The sequence below is a fragment of the Paenibacillus sp. 1001270B_150601_E10 genome (assembly GCF_015558675.1).
Taxonomy (GTDB): domain Bacteria; phylum Bacillota; class Bacilli; order Paenibacillales; family Paenibacillaceae; genus Paenibacillus_B.
Window position 1 is genome coordinate 97,373 of record NZ_JADMOL010000006.1, and the last position, 17,491, is coordinate 114,863.

A 17,491-nucleotide genomic window follows, 5' to 3' on the forward strand; every position below is an offset into this window, starting at 1 on the left:
CTTTCTTGTCTTCCGACATGCATAATGAGTTATACTATCATCAGCGACTTTTTTTGAATATCGCTAAATTATAGTGTTTCTCTTTTATTCAAATAAGATCGTTTTTTGCTCCAAACTACTTTTCTTGGCCAATTCAATAACCTTAATCGTATTCATCGCTTCGATTGCGTTCACAGGCAATGGAGCATTATTGATTATCGAATGATAAATGCCCTGATAGAAATTTTCATAGGAACCCGGTATCGTTTCTATTTTTTTTGTTGTCCATTGTTCTTCTCCAACTTCAGTCGTCAACTCACCATACCACTCTTCAGGGTCTTTTCCCCAACCCGGACTTCCCGGAACTTTGCCTTGACGAAGAGAATCTTCTTGTGAGTCTAGACCATATTTAATAAAACTCCCTTTACTGCCGTGAACTTGAAATTTTGGGCCGGGATTTCTAACCATTGAACCACTGTGCAGAATGACTCGCATTTTTCCATAGTTTAAGATGATATGAAAATAATCATCCACCGAGGCTCCCACTCTTTGTGCGAACACATCACCATACACATTTATTGGGCTTCCAAATAGATACAAAGCCTGATCGATTAGGTGCGCTCCTAAATCATAAAGCATACCGGCCCCTGGTCCAATTTGTTCTCTCCATCTATCTTTTACTTCTGGCCGATACCGGTCAAAATGCGCTTCGTACAAATAAATGTCTCCCAAAGCGCCGGATTCGATACAATGCCTCACTGTTTGAAAATCGTTATCCCATCTCCTATTGTGAAAAACGCTCAGCAGTTTGTTCTGTTCGTTAGCTGTATCGATCAGATCTTTTGCTTCTTCAGTATGAATAACGAATGGTTTTTCCACGACAACGTGTTTCCCAGCAAGCAAGCACTGTTTGGCAAAAGAGTAATGTGTAGAATTAGGAGTCGTAATGACGACTAGATCAATTCTTTCATCCAATAACAGCTCTTCGATAGATGATACTACCTCCATATCTGGAAATTTTCTTCTCACTTTAAGAGGATCACTGGAGACTACCTTAAGAATATCCATTCCCGCAGCGGATTGAACAAGTGGAGCGTGAAAAATCTCGCCCGATAATCCATAGCCTACAATGCCGACATTTATCGTTTTCATTGGTTTCCTCGCTTTCTCATGGGCTAGTAAAGCATCGTATCTATTCATTATATTAATTTTAAAATCGAATATGAAGATTATAAGTTTCATTGTCTTTGCAGCTTGTAGTTTATGCAGCTCCTTTATGCTACAGCTGAATCGTTGTTTGAAAATCGACTTCATCTTCAATCGTACTCCATCGATTTCAGAAAATCGGTCACGAGTTGCTCTATATCATGCCGCATCTCGAGCTTTACTTTCTTATGGCTGTCCGTATAGACAACATTCGAGTCCGCGGTTTCATTCGTTTTCAGCTCTAGTTCCTTCGGGAGCTTGAGTGACATCAAATTCGAGGATACTTTAATCCTACCTGTTCAGCAGTTTCCGTCTCCGTCTTGTGATTATCTTGTTCTTCTCGCTCTTGCTCCTGCTCCTGCTGCACAGTCAATGAGACCCTTTTGCTCTCACTAGCGTTCTTCTATTCATTGTCTGGAAATCCGCAGGCCGAAATGCTGGCTGCTACTGTGATCAAAAAGATCGGCAACCATTTTTTCATCCTGATTCCATCCCTGCTTCTCCGCATTTGCGACTTCCCCCCCTTTTGCGTCTATTCATTTAAATAGGTCGTCACACGGTTTGCGATCAAATCCGCAATCGCTTGTGCCGATTTTTGACCGCTATAGTAAGCCTTTGCTTCCTCTTCGATGATGGATAGAATCTTCGAGTCATTTTTTTGCGGCGTGGCCGCATGGGCCAGCATCTGCTTGATCATGTCGATATCTGCCTTCTTAATCGGAATCTCGGAGCCTGTTGGCGTTTCGACAGCACCCTTGTCCTCAAGCTCCTTTAACGTCTTCTCATTTACCATTTTATTGACAGAGAACCCTTGCAGTCCAGGTGTGGTCTGTATTTCCTCAGACAACAAGAACTTCAGGAATTCCCATGCTTCCGCCTGCACATTCGAGTTCCGATTGATCCCTAATTCCTTATGCGTCACGAAGGTGCCTCCGGCCTGCTGCCCAGCTGCGAGCGGCTTGCGATAGATCTTCCCTTGCTCATAGAACATCCCTGGCCCTGTGAAATAATCTTCAGGCGATATGATCAAAGTAGGTGCAAAAAAATAATCTCCTGCGTTCACCTCCGCATCTGTTACTACCTTATCCGCATACATTGTCTTCACTTGCTCCATCAATCCCACGAATGCATTAGCATCGAAGCTGGCAGGGCGCTGCTCCTCGTTGACAACGCGAGTATAGTTATCGGCGAACAGAATGTTCAACATCCTCTCGGGCGGCATATTCCCCATCGAATACGTGTGCCCGCCAGACGCTGCCAAACGTTTGCCTACTGCCGTAAACTCTCCCCATGTCCATGTGCTGTCATCGAATGTTTCGCCGGATTGCTGAATTGCCTTTGCATCGCCCATAAGAGTGTCCAAGAAAAAACGCAGAGGCAGCGAATAAAGCCCCCCATTCATCTTGGACCCATCCAGGATGTTCATCTCATACGAATTGGAATCAAAGGCAGGATCCTGCTTCATCAGCTCGCTCAAGTTCACCAGCGCTTGCTTCTCTACGTATCTCCCAATCGGCAGCCCGCTCACATCCAAGGCAATCAAATCGGCCCCTTCACCGGACAATAGCTCTGTATTGGTGGTGTTCACATATTTCTCGACAACTCCTTCTTGATTGGAGCCTTCCCCTTGGCTGTATTCCTTGATGTGAATATCCACATCGGGATGCTTCGCTTCATACAGCTTCTCAGCTTGAGCATACACAGGATCCGCTTGGACTACGGATAAAACAACGACTTTTTTTCCCTCCTGTCCCTGCTGCCCTTCTTGCTTCTCATCAGCCTGTTTGCCTGCACAAGCTGCCAATGTTGTCGTTATCGCTATTGCCACAATCAGACTGCACACACTGCTTTTTTTCATCCTGAATCTCTCCTCACCATTCTTCATGAGATCGATGCGCGTCCAAGCGCATTAGACCCTTACACGTTGACCATTTGCTAATGGCTCACTGCTCTCAACAATAATCTGGTCTTTCACATGTATCCCTTGCAGCACCAGCGTTTCTTGACCATTCGTCCCCCCTAATCGGACGGGGGCCTTGCGTGCAATAAAGGTATTGCCCAGCGGGCCTGAACGTACTTCGATAACAAGCACATAGCTGTTCTTCCCTTCCTGACGAATCGCCTGGTTTGATACAAGCATGCCTCCATCGAACTTCTCCGATTGTGTCAGTTCCACGCTTACGCGTTCATTCGCTTGAACATTTGGATGTTGAACCTTTACAATGACCCGCTGACCGGAGGTCGGCTGTGATACACTCTCTTCCGCTCCCTCTTGGCGGAAAGCCCCTCCATCAACGCCTGTTATCGGTCGAATGTCGATAATGATCCCTTCAACCGGAATACTTTTCTCCTCGTGGTCGATTTGCACGTGCATATTCTCCCCGGTACGCAATTTCCGACCGAAGGCATCCGGGATGACCATTTCAAATTGATACCCTTGCTGGCTATTCGCTACACGGATATCTGGTCCACCGCTCCCCGAAGGCAGCTGCGGCGTCGCATGCACTTGTGTCACAACACCATCAAAGGGCGCGATGATGCTTCTGCGATCATTCTCTTCCGACTTCATGGTGCTCAATTTTCGCTCCTGAACGCCAATTGCTAATTGCGCACGTTCTAACTCCCGCTTCGTGCGGCGCACCTGCATCTCGTCGTAATTTTGAATAGCTTCAATATAATCATCCTGCAAGTCAGCTAACGATAGCTTCTGTCCTGCAAGACCCGCCTGCACATCCAATATTTCCTGAACAGCAGCAGGATTCTCATAGGTGATTAACGTCTGCCCCTTAGCGACGCGATCCCCCTCTTTTACATGAACCTTCTTGATTGACCATTCCGCCTTGTTCGATAATTCAATATGCTGTCGAGGCATCAGCCGAGCCGTACCACGCCACGTGGTTACTAACGCCCCTTCCCTTCCTTGTTCTGTTCGCACCTTCGGCAGATTTAACGTTAGCAATGTATTGCTAGATAGGGTAAGGAGAAGGAGCAAGCCGAAGAACAGTCTGGAGAGCCACACTATTTTTCGTTTTTTTCTTGCATCCAGCGCTTCTGTGAACCCTGTAGCCATCCTATCTCTCCTCTCATGAGCTACCCTTTGAGCCCTGACTTTTGAATCCCTTCGATAAAAGAAGACTCCGCATATAAAAACAGAAGAACCATTGGCGTCATATAGATCATCGACGCTGCAAAGCCGATGCCCTGAGCTTCCTTATGAATTCTAGATAAATAGAGTGATAGTGGCTGCTTGAATGCATCCTCCAAAAAAATCAACGGCTGCTCGACCATGTTCCAATAATCGACGAACAGCAAGACGATCAGTGCCGCAATCCCCGGCTTCATCAAAGGCAGCATAATCTGATAGAAAATACGGTAATGACCAGCGCCATCCATCTGAGCCGCTTCAACCAGCGCATACGGAATCGATAGCATAAATTGTCTTAGCATGAACACACCGAAGGCTGCGAATATCCCCGGCAAAATAATCGCGCTAGCCGTGTTCATCAATTCCAACTTGTCAGCAATAATATAATTCGGAACCAAGGTCACTTGAAAAGGCATAAGCATCGTCATCAAGTAAACCCGAAACCAACCCTCTCTCCCCTTGAACCGGAGCTTAGCAAAAGCGTACGCTGCCAGCGCGCTTACAACCGTCTGTCCTGATATGATCGCCACGACCATCGCGACGGAATTCCATAACATGAACAAATACGTCGGCGTCTCGAGCAATACGTTCCCGTACTGCTCGAAGGACAGCCAATCCGGGATAAGCTTCAGATTCACGAATGCAGCAGGCTCCCCTTGCGTAGCAACTGGCATTTTACCCACCAGTTCGTAATTGCCGCGAATTTCACGCTCTGTCATGAGTGAATTTGTGAATGTAATCACAATTGGGAAAAGCATCATGAGCCCGATACATGCCATCACCAGCGTGGCTGATAGGTTCCGAATGAAACCCCAGTACCTCATTGTTCCTCCCGAATCATTCCATAAATTGTGTATATCGCTTCTCTAGACGTAGCAGAATAGCCAAGATGAAAAATATACCGATCACCATAAGCGTCGCAGCCGCAGACAGCTTCTGTACATCCATCGCAAGGAACATATTGTTCATATAATGCTGAAGTGTATAGATGCTGTCATGCGGATAATCTCCTGCGATCAAGTACGTTTCACGAAATATTTTGAACGTATTCATGATCGACATCAGAACAACAAAGACCATCGTCGGCGTAAGATAGACAAGAGTAATTCCGCAACATTGACGCCACTTGCCCGCGCCCTCCAGTTCAGCCGTTTCATAGTAATCTCGCGGGATGCTCTGCAGCCCTGCAAGGAATAGGATGATGTTATAGCCGATATGCTTCCATAGATAGAATACAGAGACCACACCTCTCGCCCAGGCCGATTTCATCCAGTCTACCTGTTCAAGCCCGGCAGCATGCATCCAAGCGTTAAGGGATCCATTCCAATCAAAAAGCACTTGCCACACCATCACAACGGAGGCTGCGGGCACCACCAACGGCAGGACATAAGCCATTCGAAGCCATTGACGCAGATAGAGATTCCGATTCAGCACTAGCGCGATCCCAAGTGACAGCATTAGCATCAGCGGGACATTCACTGCCGTGAACCAGAACGAATTCCATGCGGCTTTGCGAAAGGAACCGCTGCTCAGCAGCTCCTGATAATTCAGAAGCCCAACAAACGAACCGCCAACCGTTCGGTCCAATACCGAGTAGACAAGCCCCATCCCGAACGGAATGAGATAAAATAACGAGAAACCAATGGCACTCGGCAATAAGAACGTTACAGCCACGACTCCCTCTCCTCGGCTGAGACGATTCCGTTTCATGACTTCTCCGAAGGATAGAATGCAACACTTATACTGTCATCTTGAAGATTCACTTGAAACATCTCTTTGCCATCCTCCGCACGTTTGTAAATGACGATGGATTGACCTATTCCTTGTGCTTCACCCGTGGAGGATACTGTCACCTCAGGCTGATATCCGTCAATAGACACATCCAATTTCTTTAAGAATGCATTAGCCGTTGCAATTGATTCTGATTTCTGCAATTTAGCAGCATGCAGAGGATAAGGCTCTAGGCCAACCGTTTGAACAAAGTGAATCTGTCCTGTCTCCACATCAACATTGGCAACGACCTCTTGATGCGGCTCGTCGAATGTCTTCCCTTTCTCGATCAGAATGATATTCAATTGATGAATCTGCTTTCCTCCATTGATCCCCTCTGCAATTTGAGCGCTTGCGATCTCAAAGCCCTTCGTCTCAGGGAAGGCACGATAAATACGCGCAAGCACATCTTGTGCCGCCTTATTCCCGCTAATCTCATCCGCATATAGGTTCGTCGTAACATAATCCGAATCCACATCTTTAGTGATGAAGCTGCGCACATCTTCCGTTCCTGAAAAATTGAGCAGGGCGCGAATCTGCGCTGCGACGGCAGGCCCGGAATAGATGATCACTGGCGCGAGGAGTACAACCGCAAGCACACATGCTGCCATGCGAACGTTCAGCCTTGATTTTGCTTTATCTCTATCATTGCGATAACGTTCGCAAGAAATTTCTTGAATGCGCTTTTGCATGTCGGATGGATTTTCCATTGCTTCCGCACAATCCTGTAGCTTATCGCGCAGTTGTTGTTCAATGGACATAAAGTTCTTTCTCCTTTTCTGGTTCACAGTATGGGCTAAGCTTGCGAAGCTTCCCTAGTGCTGCATGGTGTCTGGATTTAACAGTGCCTACGGGGATATTTAGCAATTCAGCGATTTCATCGAATGTATAGTCGTGATAATAACGCAGAATAATCACCGTGCGAAGTTTGTAGGATAATTGATGAACGATGGTCAGCATCTCCTGATGCGTCTCAGCCTCAAGGACAGAGCGATCCGCGAATATATGCTCTTCCACCTCCGATATCCGCTTCTTCTCGAAGATTCGGAATCTCCTCCAGCTTTTGGTTCTCCACTTCTGTATTTGCTTCAGCGCGATGCCATGCATCCAGAATCGGAAGGGACGATTCACATCATAATTGTCGATGGACCGCCACAGCTGAAAATATATCTCGTTCATGACATCTTCAATTTCATTTTTTTCCGTCATCAGAAAGACAACGGAGCGGTAGATTTCGGGGAACGACCATTCATAAATCACCTGAAACCCTAATGGATCCCCCTCCTTCATCCGTTCAATCCAATGCTCTATATTCATGTCACTCATGAAAAAAGGGCCCTCCTTAGTAAGCTTACAATCTATATTGCCTCGTTAAATCGAAAAGGTTCGATAGAGACCCTAAGAAAATGAAATAAACTTTGTGAGCAGCATGAATGTATTCCTCAACTTGTACGTTTTCATCTTACCTATATATTTCGGTTTTCTCGCTCTCAATCGCTTGCCAGATGACCCAAGCCTTTGGCTCAAGCCAAGTAATGTCTGTCATGATTCTCTCCGCTAATGCTGATGCAGGCTCGAAATCATCATGATGATATGGAATGTCGGTCGGTCCTAAGTCCACTTCAGACATCCATAGGATTTTGCCTGATGCTTATGCAGCATCCCTAATCCCGGTTCGATTAGATCCCCCATAGGAATGTGTATTCATTTTCCCGATATTGGACTTTGTAACCTCATCATACGCATTCCAATTGCTAACAAATGTTCTAAGATTGATTTCTCCATAACAGCAATTTGAACCGATTGGAGACCAGCTGCATCCAATCTGGCACATGTAGCATTGATAATTTTCATCTGGGAGGACACATCCCATCCGTCCCAAGGCTGTTGCATGTGGCTTGGGTCTAACACAATTGAAGTGGCTGCGTCTCTCGCCTTCTGAGAAGTGCTTATCCTTCACTTGATCCAGCTCAAAAGTAGTTTTATAGAAACAAGGTTCATCCTCATCTTTAGCGATTCCTTCAACAATTAGAGTTATCTAGCAATATAGACAAATCTTTCAATGGTAAGGTGTGAATCTTCCATCCATATAAAAATTGCTGCCCGAGTCGTACACCTTCTGTTATGCCTTTTTGGATCCTTCAAGTTCCAGCCATAATTGATTCTGCCCATATTCTCGACAAGAATGCTAAGCTTTGCTCCGCCTTCAGGGATTTCTAGAAAAAGATCATGATCGGTGGACTGATAGGATATATCATGGGTGTTGCGATCAATGACACCCTGATAGATGCCATCCAAGAATATGAGAGCACGGTCACGAACATGCTGCACAGCCAGCTTGCTTTTTTCCAATGGCCCTGCTATATGCGTTTCGTATAGGATAAAGCCATAATCTTGGCCCAATTTCTCCATGGTAACTGGATACGGACTTTCTACTGGCGTGGTTAATCGAGAAAGCGACTTAAAGAGAGTCGTATGCTCAATAAGCTGAATCTGTCCCACCTGCAGCTTCTCTTCAGCTTCAGGAAGAGATAAATCTGGCAGCTCAGCATACCTGCCAATCACATCACGGATGGCTAAGTATTTTTCTGTGATGTCGCTGGACTCGTTCAGTAAGGCATGATAATCATAGCTTGTCACGGTAGGTTCATATCATTCCTGCTCATACACCCCATCAGTATGGGGCAGATAAGCAAACGCCATGGACATGAACAGCTAAGCTTACCTGACCGAGCTTTCGATCAAGGGAATTGCTGCAAATGTCGGCTTTCATGATCCTTATTATTTTTCGCGACAGTTCAGCAGAATCATGTCTATCTCACCTACTGCCTATAAGCTCCAAAATAAAGGCTGATATATTGAGAAAAGCAAGAAGAGCATAGGGAATTTCCTTGCTCTTCTTGCTTTATTTGTCCAACTGCGTATGTTGTTTCCTCCACGCCTTAGGCGTCATCCCTATCATTTTTTTGAAAACCGTTGAAAAATGCTGGCTAGTCTTAAAACCTAGCTCCATGGCGATATCCGTAATTGTCATCTTCGATTCCGTCAGCATTTGACATGCATAGTCCATGCGAATTCGTTCCATATATGACGTAGGCGACTGCCCATTCGTTTCTCGGAACACGCGATAGAAATGCGACTGGCTTAACCCCATCTCTTCCGCAAGCTGCTCAATTGCATATCGATCAGCGGGATTCTGCTGAAGTCTTACTTTTAGCTGCTGGGTGTAAGTATTCATGTTAGGAGATTGTACAATATGCTGCGGGTGGTGAAGGATCTGCAGCAAAAGCTCCAAGACGTAATGACGAAGCTGAAATTCAAGTAATTCCGTACATGGCTGTTGAAGAAGCTGTTTCAATCGTTTGAAATAGATGACAATATCTTTACTGACCAATTGGACGCGAGGACCGTTTTGCATCCATCTAACAAAGGTCTGACGCTCCTCCTCTTGGAGACCGAACCATTCGATATGCTGAGCCGGATCTCGAATGATCATCCACCAAATCGTGGACGGTCCGATATAATCAAAGCTGGCACGGTGTTGTTCACCCGGTCTGGTATGAATAATATGCTGGGCATTCGTCCGGTGGAATTCTTCCCCTACTTCCCAATCGACAGCCCCCTGATCGACGTAGACGAACTCATAGGCATCTTCATGCTTATGACTCGTTAAAGGTGTTGCTTTGCTGAAATGGTCATACCCCAGTAGTAGTAAGTCTTCAACACGAGTTGCAGGGCTGCGCTCCCAATCTGCAAAATATACCCATCGTTCATTTTTGATATGTTCTGTCACCCTACTACACAACCTCTTCTCAGATATGTTTCTGATCCTATTAGATACAAATCGAAAAGTCAAATAGGATAAGTTTCGATACAATGAGAGCGTAATCATCAGGAGGGAGCGATAAGCTTGAATAAAGACGCTACACGCATACACGTTATATTCAAGACACATTTGGACATTGGCTACACGGATCTCGCTAAAAATGTTACGGATCGCTATATGAAGTTGTTCTTCCCAAAAGCGATACAGACAGCTGAATATTTTAATGAGCATCCAGAGAAAGGTTCCTTTATCTGGACTACGGGCTCATGGTTAATCCATCATTTATTAAAGCATGGAACAGATGAGGAAAAGCAACAAGCAGAAGAAGCGATAGCAAAAGACTATTTAAGATGGCATGGGCTTCCTTTCACCACCTATACCGAGTTATACGATAGCGAATTACTTGATTATAGCATTCAAATTGCCAAGCGGCTTGATCAGCGTTTTGGCAAGCGTACGATCGCTGCCAAAATGACAGACGTTCCGGGGCATACACGATCTTTAATCACGCATATGGCAATGGCAGGATTGAAGTATTTACATTTAGGCGTTAATCCATCCAGTCATGTTCCTCATGTCCCTGAAATGTTCTTATGGCAGAATACGGACGGTTCGGAAATCGTAGTCCAATATAGCAAAGATTACGGCACAACCTTTGAAATTGAAGGTTTGAACGATATTCTCTATTTTGCACACACCCATGATAACCATGGTCCTTCTACGGTTGAACAGATTGAAGCAGAGTTCGCTCAGCTGCGTGAAGCTTATCCGCACGCAGAAATTAAAGCTTCTACATTAGACGAATATGCCGAAAAAGTGTGGGAAATCCGTGATACCTTGCCTGTCGTGGAGGAAGAAATCGGTGACAGCTGGATTCATGGCTCTGCTACAGATCCCTATAAATTAGCATGCTACCGTGAATTGCTTCGCTTAAAGAGAAAGTGGCTTCAAGATGGAACGCTTAACGTAATCGACGAAGAGTACAAAAATTTCTGTGATGAGTTAATTATGATCCCTGAGCATACCTGGGGAGTAGATATCAAACGATATCTAGCAGATTATATCCATTATGATAAGGATGATTTCCAAGAAGCACGAAAGCGCGACAAGGTTGATATTAGCCTTAATCCGCTAGAATATCGTTTCTACGAAATGAATTCACGTGCTGAAATGATTGAAATGTTCGGAGACGAAGCAGAAGAAAAGCTGCATTCGCGTTCCTTTAGTCTTATGGAGCGCTCTTGGTTGGAGCAGCGAAAATATTTGGATGAAGCAATAAAGGCACTGCATCCTGAGCGGCAAGCTGAAGCGCAAGCTGCACTATCGGCATTAATCCCATCCCGCAGCATCCTAGCTGATGCTGATGGCACTTCCCTATCTCCTGATCAACCATACGTATTAGGAGACTTTGAGGTTGTGTTTGAGGATAATGGCGCAATTGTTGGACTCAAGGACGCTCAAGGTCGTGAATGGGCAGGGCCTGACAATCAAATCGGCTTATTCTCTTACGAAACCTATTCACAGGCCGATTATGACCGCTGGTATCGTGAATACCATGTTAGGTGGAGATATACACATGTGTGGGCGACAGGGGATTTCGGGAAGCCAGGCATGGACTTAACCAAGGAGTGGATTACACACGAGATCATGACCCCGAAGCTCCAGTTCTTGCAGGCTGTCTATGGCGAAGCAGAGGATGTAGTGATTGCATGCCTGCGCATGCCAAGAATGTCATGGGAACGCATGGGAGCTCCAAGAGAATTGACGCTGGAATACATCTTTAAGAAAAATACGCATACGGTTGAATGCAAGCTGCAGTGGTTTGACAAGGATGCCTATCGCCTTCCTGAAGCAAGCTGGATGAGCTTTAATCCGATCGTTAACAATCCGAACCAATGGAAGCTGGACAAGATCGGACAACGCATATCGCCACATGACGTTGTAAAAGGCGGGAATCGCAATATGCATGCGGTTCAGCAAGGGATGTACTATGCAGCAGCAGATGGAGAGGTTCATATCGATACCTTGGATGCAGCACTTGTATGTCCTGGGGAACCTCGATTGGTTCAATTTGACCATACCTTTGCTCCCCTCTCCGGAGGAATGCATGTGAATTTGCACAATAATGTATGGGGTACCAATTTCCAATCATGGTATGAAGAAGATGCTTTATTCCGCTTTAAGTTGCAATTTCAATCTCACCTATAATGCATTTGAATCTTGTATGGAGCAATTCTCATTTTAGGACGGATGATCCTGTAACCTCGAAAGGAGCTTGACGATGAATCAAAGTAAACCGTGGACCATTTACGTCATTCAACATTCCCATACCGATGTTGGCTACACCGAACGCCAAGAAAAAATTCGCCAATATCATGTTCATTATATCCGGCAGGCTTTGCAAATTGTACGAGATATCGAGAGCGGTGCTAGACCTGATTGGAAGGGCTATAAATGGGTCTGTGAAACTTATTGGCCTGTTGAATCATTCCTATTAAAAGCAACGGATAAAGAAAAAGAAGAATTTGCTCATGCCGTGAAGAAAGGCTATATCGGTCTTTCCGGTACTTATCTCAATTTTGGTGAGCAGTTAAGTCAAGAGATGCTCTCTGTCATGATCAAACGAATTACTGATTATGGACAGTCTATTGAATTTCCTGTTCGTTCTGCAATGACGGCTGACATAACTGGATTCGGTTGGGGATATAGTCAAGTGTTGGCCGATGCCGGCGTCGAGAACTTAATGACATGCATTCACACACATCATTCCATGTTCCCCTTATGGAAGAAGCAAGTTCCTTTCTGGTGGGAAACGCCTAAGGGTGATCGAATTCTCGCTTGGAGCGGCGAGCATTACATGTTCGGCAATGATCTCGGCTTAACTCCTGGGATTGGAGGATCTTATACAATTCGCGATGATCATGATGTCCGTAACGGCGTATCCTTTGAAGTGGCCGAAGCTCGATTTGAACGTTATTTAGAGCAATTGGTTGCTGATGGATACACGTTCCCGTTTGTACCCGTGATGGTATCAGGTCTTCCGACCGACAATGGCTCGCCGAATGCAGCCTTGATGGATTTTGTGAATCCTTGGAATGAAAAGCACGGTGATCGCATTCTTATTCAACCTGCGACATTGGACGATTTCTTTGCAGACTTGCGAGTTTATGCAGAGGAGCATCCCGAGGAAATGGAAACCTTCCGTGGAGACTGGCCGGATTGGTGGACAGATGGTTCAGCAACAACACCGATGCATGTACAGATCTTCCGTGAAGCTCAACGTGTGTATACAAAGGTGAAGAAGTTAGATCCTTCATGCCAGATTGTCTCCAAAGAACGTCTTGAAGCGATTGAATATGACCTTGCTCTATTCGCTGAGCATACTTGGGGTTACCACTCCTCTGTCACAGAGCCTTGGAATCCATTCGTTCAGGAGCTTGGCTGCAGGAAAGAAGCGTATGCTGCCAACGCAAGCTCACTTGCTCATACGGCTTTGTATGACATCCTAGAAGCACGTGGTGATGCGTTGCTAAGTCCTAACCGTCCAATGAAGTTCGCGTTGTACAACCCAAATGATTATGAGCAAACCGATTATGCAGAGCTCATTATGGAAGGCTGGCATATATCGGAGTTGAAGGATGGCTTTGAAGTCATAGATGAAGAAACGGGTACTGAATACGAGGCGCAAATGGTTACAGGCCACCGCGGCGTGATCATCACGATACCGGTAACCCTTCAGCCAAAGCAGCAGGTCCGCTTGAGGATTAAGCCTCTTGCCTATCGCAAGTCTGTAACTGCATATCGGACGGACTATGTGGGATCTGATCGAATGATGGATATTATTCCTCCGATCACGCCTAAGCTTCACATTACGCCAAAATTTATTGAATCGCCGTTCGTTCGACTCGAATGGGAGATGGAGGCTGGCATTACGAAGTGGATCGACAAGATCACGAATCAAGACCTACTGCGCGCAGATCGTAATCATCATGTATTTACTCCTGTGTACAATGTAACTCGCGCACCGAATGAATTTGGTATGTATGATGTTCGCCGTAAGATGGGACGAAACCGAAGAGGACCTGATGCGATTACATCAGTGGGAAAGCTAATAAACGTAGACATTATTGAAAGAGGAGCGCTATACGGTAAAGTTCGTTTGACATACCGTGTAGACGGCTGCAGTCATTACTCCATACTCGTCACTGTATACAGTGATCGTGCTCGTGTCGATGTTGCCGTACGGATGCATAAGGAAAGCGTATGGGATCCAGAAAATTTATACATTTCACTTCCTTTTGGAAGTGCCCCTGCATCAAAGCAGCAAGAACTTTGGATTGAAAAAACGGGGGCCGCTTTACGTCCGCGAGTCGATCAACTCCCAGGTTCTCTTGCCGATTTCTACTGCGTTGATGAAGGTGTTGCGTATGTCAATGATGCTCAAGGGATTGCGATTGCAATGCCAGACACACCGCTCATTCAAATCGGCTCTTTAGACTACGAGGATCGACTTCTTAGTGGGCATCCGGAACTAACTAAAGAACCTGCTCACCTCTACTCATGGCCGATGAATAATTACTGGGAGACAAACTTTAAGGCAACACTAGGTGGATTTTATGAATTCCGATACTATGTTGCATGGGGCGAGGAACTACAGACACCAGAAACTGCTTTAGCTGCATGTGCAAGCATGAACGCAGGTATACTGTCTTGGAGAATTAATGATGATCATTATAGTTTGACTGATTAACTCTCATCGTTATTATTTCATGCAAAAGCAGGACTCGTTTTTATCACTGTCCTGCTTTTTTTATTTAGGTTATCATGTTGGAATAAGATTTGACGTTTAAGATTATTTTCCCTTTAGCCCTTCCGGACTCAGAATATTCCATCGCCATTTGAGCATCTTGAAAAGAAAATACCCGATCAATGACAGGCTTGCACAACCAGCACTAATTAATGTGATGATAATGGCTTGCCTTGTTTTATCCCCAATTGCAGCCAACACTTCTTGGCAATCTTCAAATTCTTGAGCCAATATATTTAAATTTCGATTATTTTTCATGAGCATGACTCCTTGGTTCGAATGTTTAATCCTTTAAGCAACTGCATCATAACATATTAATTTTTTTAAAAAGCAGGTTCAGTCATTAACATAAGTTTTCCAGTGTATAACAACCCTAAACGAGGATGCTGCAAGGATAAGCCTTAACCGAAAGCCTTTCTGTTTCAGATGTATGATCTATCACTTCTAATCAGTTACTGAAAGTAAAAAGCTAAGAAGTTCGTTTAACATCCAATCCTGGTTTGGTAAAATGATGTCAACACAACAAGACGGACAGATCTTTTTGATAATCGCTTTGAAACCAAATATCAAATTAGAAAAAGGATGTGCTTATCGATAATGAAAAACGTATTTTATACCAAAACATTTTGGGAGCGATATTTTTGGAAGCTTCAGGATGAGTTCACCTACGATACCTTTGAGGATAACCCTATTCATTTTCAATTGACTGCACAGGATGCTTTGCTTCTCGATCCAGGAGAAGATTTCGCCTATATTTCCCTTGGGTATCAACATAAAGATGAAGAAGAGATAGAAATCGCCTGGGATGACGAAGCTCATTTTCATCCATTTGTTATGAGATGTCATGAATATCAAGCGATAGTAAATCAAATATCGGCGGAACATCAACTGGAAGCTTGGATTCCCGCACTGCTATTGAGAAGATTTGTAGGGGTTGGAGACTTTGCGGAGTTTCAAATGATTATGGCTTGGGAGCTCGATATGAGGAAAGCATCCGGTCTGTTTACAGAAGCTGAAATGCAGGATTGGCTGGAAGAAAGCAAACAGTGGGATGAAGACTACTGGAACGGCTGTAATGCAACATGGAAGTATCAAGAAAGGTATGGTTGGGTTTATGAGGGAGAAGATGCCTATTCCTTGCGAAACTCAGCGAACCCTTCTTTTCCATTTCTGAAATGGAACCGAATGTTGGCCGAGCTCGGCTGTTTGCACAACAACTAATATCCAGCTGCCCTGCCCGTTCATTCAGTGAATGAGGCTCGGTTGCCTCACCACCTCCCGCACTGATTTTGATTTCTTCTCCCCTTCAAACTGGCTCGATATCCTTATGTTTTCTACTAAAATAATAACTCGAGCCAGTCCCATTCAAAGACTTAAGGTTTAATCCTCTGTTTTGGATGAAAGCTCTCATGAGCTGCTTTTCAAAACACTTTTAGCCAATTCGATAAAGGCCTTGAGCGATGGTGAAATCCACTTATCTTCATGCCACAACATCTGTGTCGTAAATCGTATTTCAGATAAATTCCAAGGCAACACGATCAGTTCCCCTCTCTCCACTTCTCCCTTGACCACCATTTCAGGCAGCAAAGCAATGCCGAGCCCCATCATTGCGCATTGTTTAATCGCTTCCGCACTGTTGAACTCTAGCTCTGTCAAGCTGTCGGCCCCTTTTCTCAACAATGTGCGGTAGAAATATAACCGGTAAGAGCAGCCCTGCTCGCTTAAGAGAATATGCTCTCCGTGGAAGTCCTCTATGTTTAATGTGGATCGTGAAGCTAACGGGTGGTCGGGGGAAACGACCATTAGAAAGGTTTCGTCCAGCAAAACCTCCGTATGAAGGTCCATCGTAACGACTGGTTCATCCAGCATAAAAACGACATCTGCATGTCCTTCTCGTAGACTCTGCTTCAGGTTATGACTGGACAAGGGCCGGAACAAAAGACGCACATGCGGATATCGCTCACGAAAAAGCCGCAGTAATGCGGGCAGCCGATACGTACAGATCACTTCGTCTGCACCAATGATAACGGTACCGGTCAACTCCCCGCTCTGACTTGTAACATGCCGAGCCTCTTCGATATCATTTAGAATTTTGCTCGCATAGGGCAAGAACTGGTAGCCTGCGTCTGTTAACACAACTGTCTTGCCGAGGCGATCGAGCAGCTTGACTCCCAACTCTTCTTCTAAAGCTTTGATCTGCATCGTTACCGTAGACGGAACATAGTTCAGTGATTCGGCAGTGCGGCTAAAACTGCGGGTGGAAGCAAGCGTCCAAAATGTTTTTAGCTGTCGGATTTCCATGAGGACACACCTCTTTATTCAAAATAATTGAACATTACGTTCAAAAACGTTTCGTTGAATTGATCGTAATCCTATCGTAGAGTAAAAATCAAGCTACATGCCTAGGAACATTCTTCGGAAAATACGATACAGGGAGAATCAGATTATGAGAGATTACGAAATATATCCACTTGGTGATGTCGAATTGCAATCAGGACATACACTGCCTCAAGCCTTTCTTGCTTATAAAACTTATGGAACGTTAAACGCATCCAAAAGCAATGCGATTGTCTACCCGACCTGGTTCGCAGGCTTGCATAACGATAATGAGTGGTTAATAGGATCAGGCAAAGCGCTCGATCCCGACAAATATTTTATTATTGTGCCTAATATGTTGGGAAACGGTCTGTCATCCTCCCCGAGCAATACTTCGGCTCCCTTTGACAGAGCAAACTTCCCGCTCGTCACCATATACGAT

The 17,491-nt window shown here is 45.0% G+C and carries 15 protein-coding genes and 2 pseudogenes; 5 read left to right on the forward strand and 12 right to left on the reverse strand.

Annotation, left to right across the window (positions count from 1 at the left end; translation table 11 throughout):
* Positions 1–84: 84 nt before the first annotated feature.
* From I2H74_RS15050 to I2H74_RS15095, 9 genes are all read right to left on the reverse strand, one after another.
* Positions 85–1,131: an oxidoreductase gene (locus I2H74_RS15050; RefSeq protein WP_195575252.1), complete on the reverse strand. Its 1,047-nt coding sequence runs from the start codon at positions 1,129–1,131 to the stop codon at positions 85–87.
* A gap of 586 nt (positions 1,132–1,717) precedes the next feature.
* Positions 1,718–3,043, reverse strand: a complete 1,326-nt coding sequence (locus tag I2H74_RS15060; RefSeq protein WP_195575045.1) for an ABC transporter substrate-binding protein — start codon at positions 3,041–3,043, stop codon at positions 1,718–1,720.
* Between the two features lie 51 nt (positions 3,044–3,094).
* Entirely contained in the window at positions 3,095–4,255 is a 1,161-nt protein-coding gene (locus I2H74_RS15065; protein ID WP_195575047.1) for an efflux RND transporter periplasmic adaptor subunit, read from the reverse strand.
* Positions 4,256–4,275: 20 nt separating this feature from the next.
* The gene (locus I2H74_RS15070; RefSeq protein ID WP_195575050.1) at positions 4,276–5,154 is read right to left on the reverse strand and encodes a carbohydrate ABC transporter permease; all 879 of its coding nucleotides are present in this window, start codon (positions 5,152–5,154) and stop codon (positions 4,276–4,278) included.
* Between the two features lie 13 nt (positions 5,155–5,167).
* Positions 5,168–6,040, reverse strand: coding sequence for a carbohydrate ABC transporter permease (locus I2H74_RS15075; RefSeq protein WP_195575052.1), 873 nt, complete (start codon positions 6,038–6,040; stop codon positions 5,168–5,170).
* On the reverse strand, positions 6,037–6,861 hold the full coding sequence (locus I2H74_RS15080) for a hypothetical protein (protein ID WP_195575054.1): 825 nt from the start codon (positions 6,859–6,861) through the stop codon (positions 6,037–6,039). The genes I2H74_RS15075 and I2H74_RS15080 overlap by 4 nt, the downstream gene beginning before the upstream one ends.
* Positions 6,851–7,426 (reverse strand): sigma-70 family RNA polymerase sigma factor, encoded by a 576-nt coding sequence (locus tag I2H74_RS15085; protein WP_195575057.1) that lies wholly within the window; start codon positions 7,424–7,426, stop codon positions 6,851–6,853. The genes I2H74_RS15080 and I2H74_RS15085 overlap by 11 nt, the downstream gene beginning before the upstream one ends.
* 136 nt (positions 7,427–7,562) lie before the next feature.
* On the reverse strand, positions 7,563–7,721 hold the full coding sequence (locus I2H74_RS15090; RefSeq protein ID WP_229106711.1) for a hypothetical protein: 159 nt from the start codon (positions 7,719–7,721) through the stop codon (positions 7,563–7,565).
* Positions 7,722–8,134: 413 nt separating this feature from the next.
* Positions 8,135–8,740, reverse strand: a complete 606-nt coding sequence (locus tag I2H74_RS15095) for a beta-galactosidase (RefSeq protein ID WP_195575062.1) — start codon at positions 8,738–8,740, stop codon at positions 8,135–8,137.
* An 85-nt stretch (positions 8,741–8,825) separates the two neighbouring features.
* On the opposite strand from I2H74_RS15095, the gene I2H74_RS15100 reads away from it, so the two are divergent.
* Positions 8,826–8,954, forward strand: a complete 129-nt coding sequence (locus I2H74_RS15100; protein ID WP_195575253.1) for a helix-turn-helix domain-containing protein — start codon at positions 8,826–8,828, stop codon at positions 8,952–8,954.
* 51 nt (positions 8,955–9,005) lie between these two features.
* Here I2H74_RS15100 and I2H74_RS15105 read toward each other — a convergent pair whose 3' ends face one another.
* Positions 9,006–9,893: a helix-turn-helix transcriptional regulator gene (locus I2H74_RS15105; protein WP_195575064.1), complete on the reverse strand. Its 888-nt coding sequence runs from the start codon at positions 9,891–9,893 to the stop codon at positions 9,006–9,008.
* 117 nt (positions 9,894–10,010) lie between these two features.
* Here I2H74_RS15105 and I2H74_RS15110 point away from each other — a divergent pair, with 117 nt between their 5' ends.
* Positions 10,011–12,134 (forward strand): DUF5054 domain-containing protein, encoded by a 2,124-nt coding sequence (locus I2H74_RS15110; RefSeq protein WP_229106712.1) that lies wholly within the window; start codon positions 10,011–10,013, stop codon positions 12,132–12,134.
* A gap of 73 nt (positions 12,135–12,207) precedes the next feature.
* A complete protein-coding gene (locus I2H74_RS15115; protein WP_195575066.1) occupies positions 12,208–14,676 on the forward strand; it encodes a glycoside hydrolase in 2,469 nt (822 codons plus the stop codon).
* A gap of 64 nt (positions 14,677–14,740) precedes the next feature.
* On the opposite strand, the pseudogene I2H74_RS15120 reads toward I2H74_RS15115, so the two are convergent.
* Positions 14,741–14,866, reverse strand: a pseudogene (locus I2H74_RS15120) (zinc-binding dehydrogenase); the annotation flags it as partial.
* Positions 14,867–15,330: 464 nt separating this feature from the next.
* Between I2H74_RS15120 and I2H74_RS15125 the strand changes: the two are divergent.
* Positions 15,331–15,954 carry a hypothetical protein gene (locus I2H74_RS15125; protein ID WP_229106713.1) on the forward strand — a complete coding sequence of 208 codons (624 nt, stop codon included), beginning with the start codon at positions 15,331–15,333 and terminating at the stop codon, positions 15,952–15,954.
* Positions 15,955–16,140: 186 nt separating this feature from the next.
* Here I2H74_RS15125 and I2H74_RS15130 read toward each other — a convergent pair whose 3' ends face one another.
* Positions 16,141–17,034: a LysR family transcriptional regulator gene (locus I2H74_RS15130; protein ID WP_195575070.1), complete on the reverse strand. Its 894-nt coding sequence runs from the start codon at positions 17,032–17,034 to the stop codon at positions 16,141–16,143.
* 145 nt (positions 17,035–17,179) lie between these two features.
* Between I2H74_RS15130 and I2H74_RS24725 the strand changes: the two are divergent.
* Positions 17,180–17,491, forward strand: a pseudogene (locus I2H74_RS24725) (hypothetical protein); the annotation flags it as partial.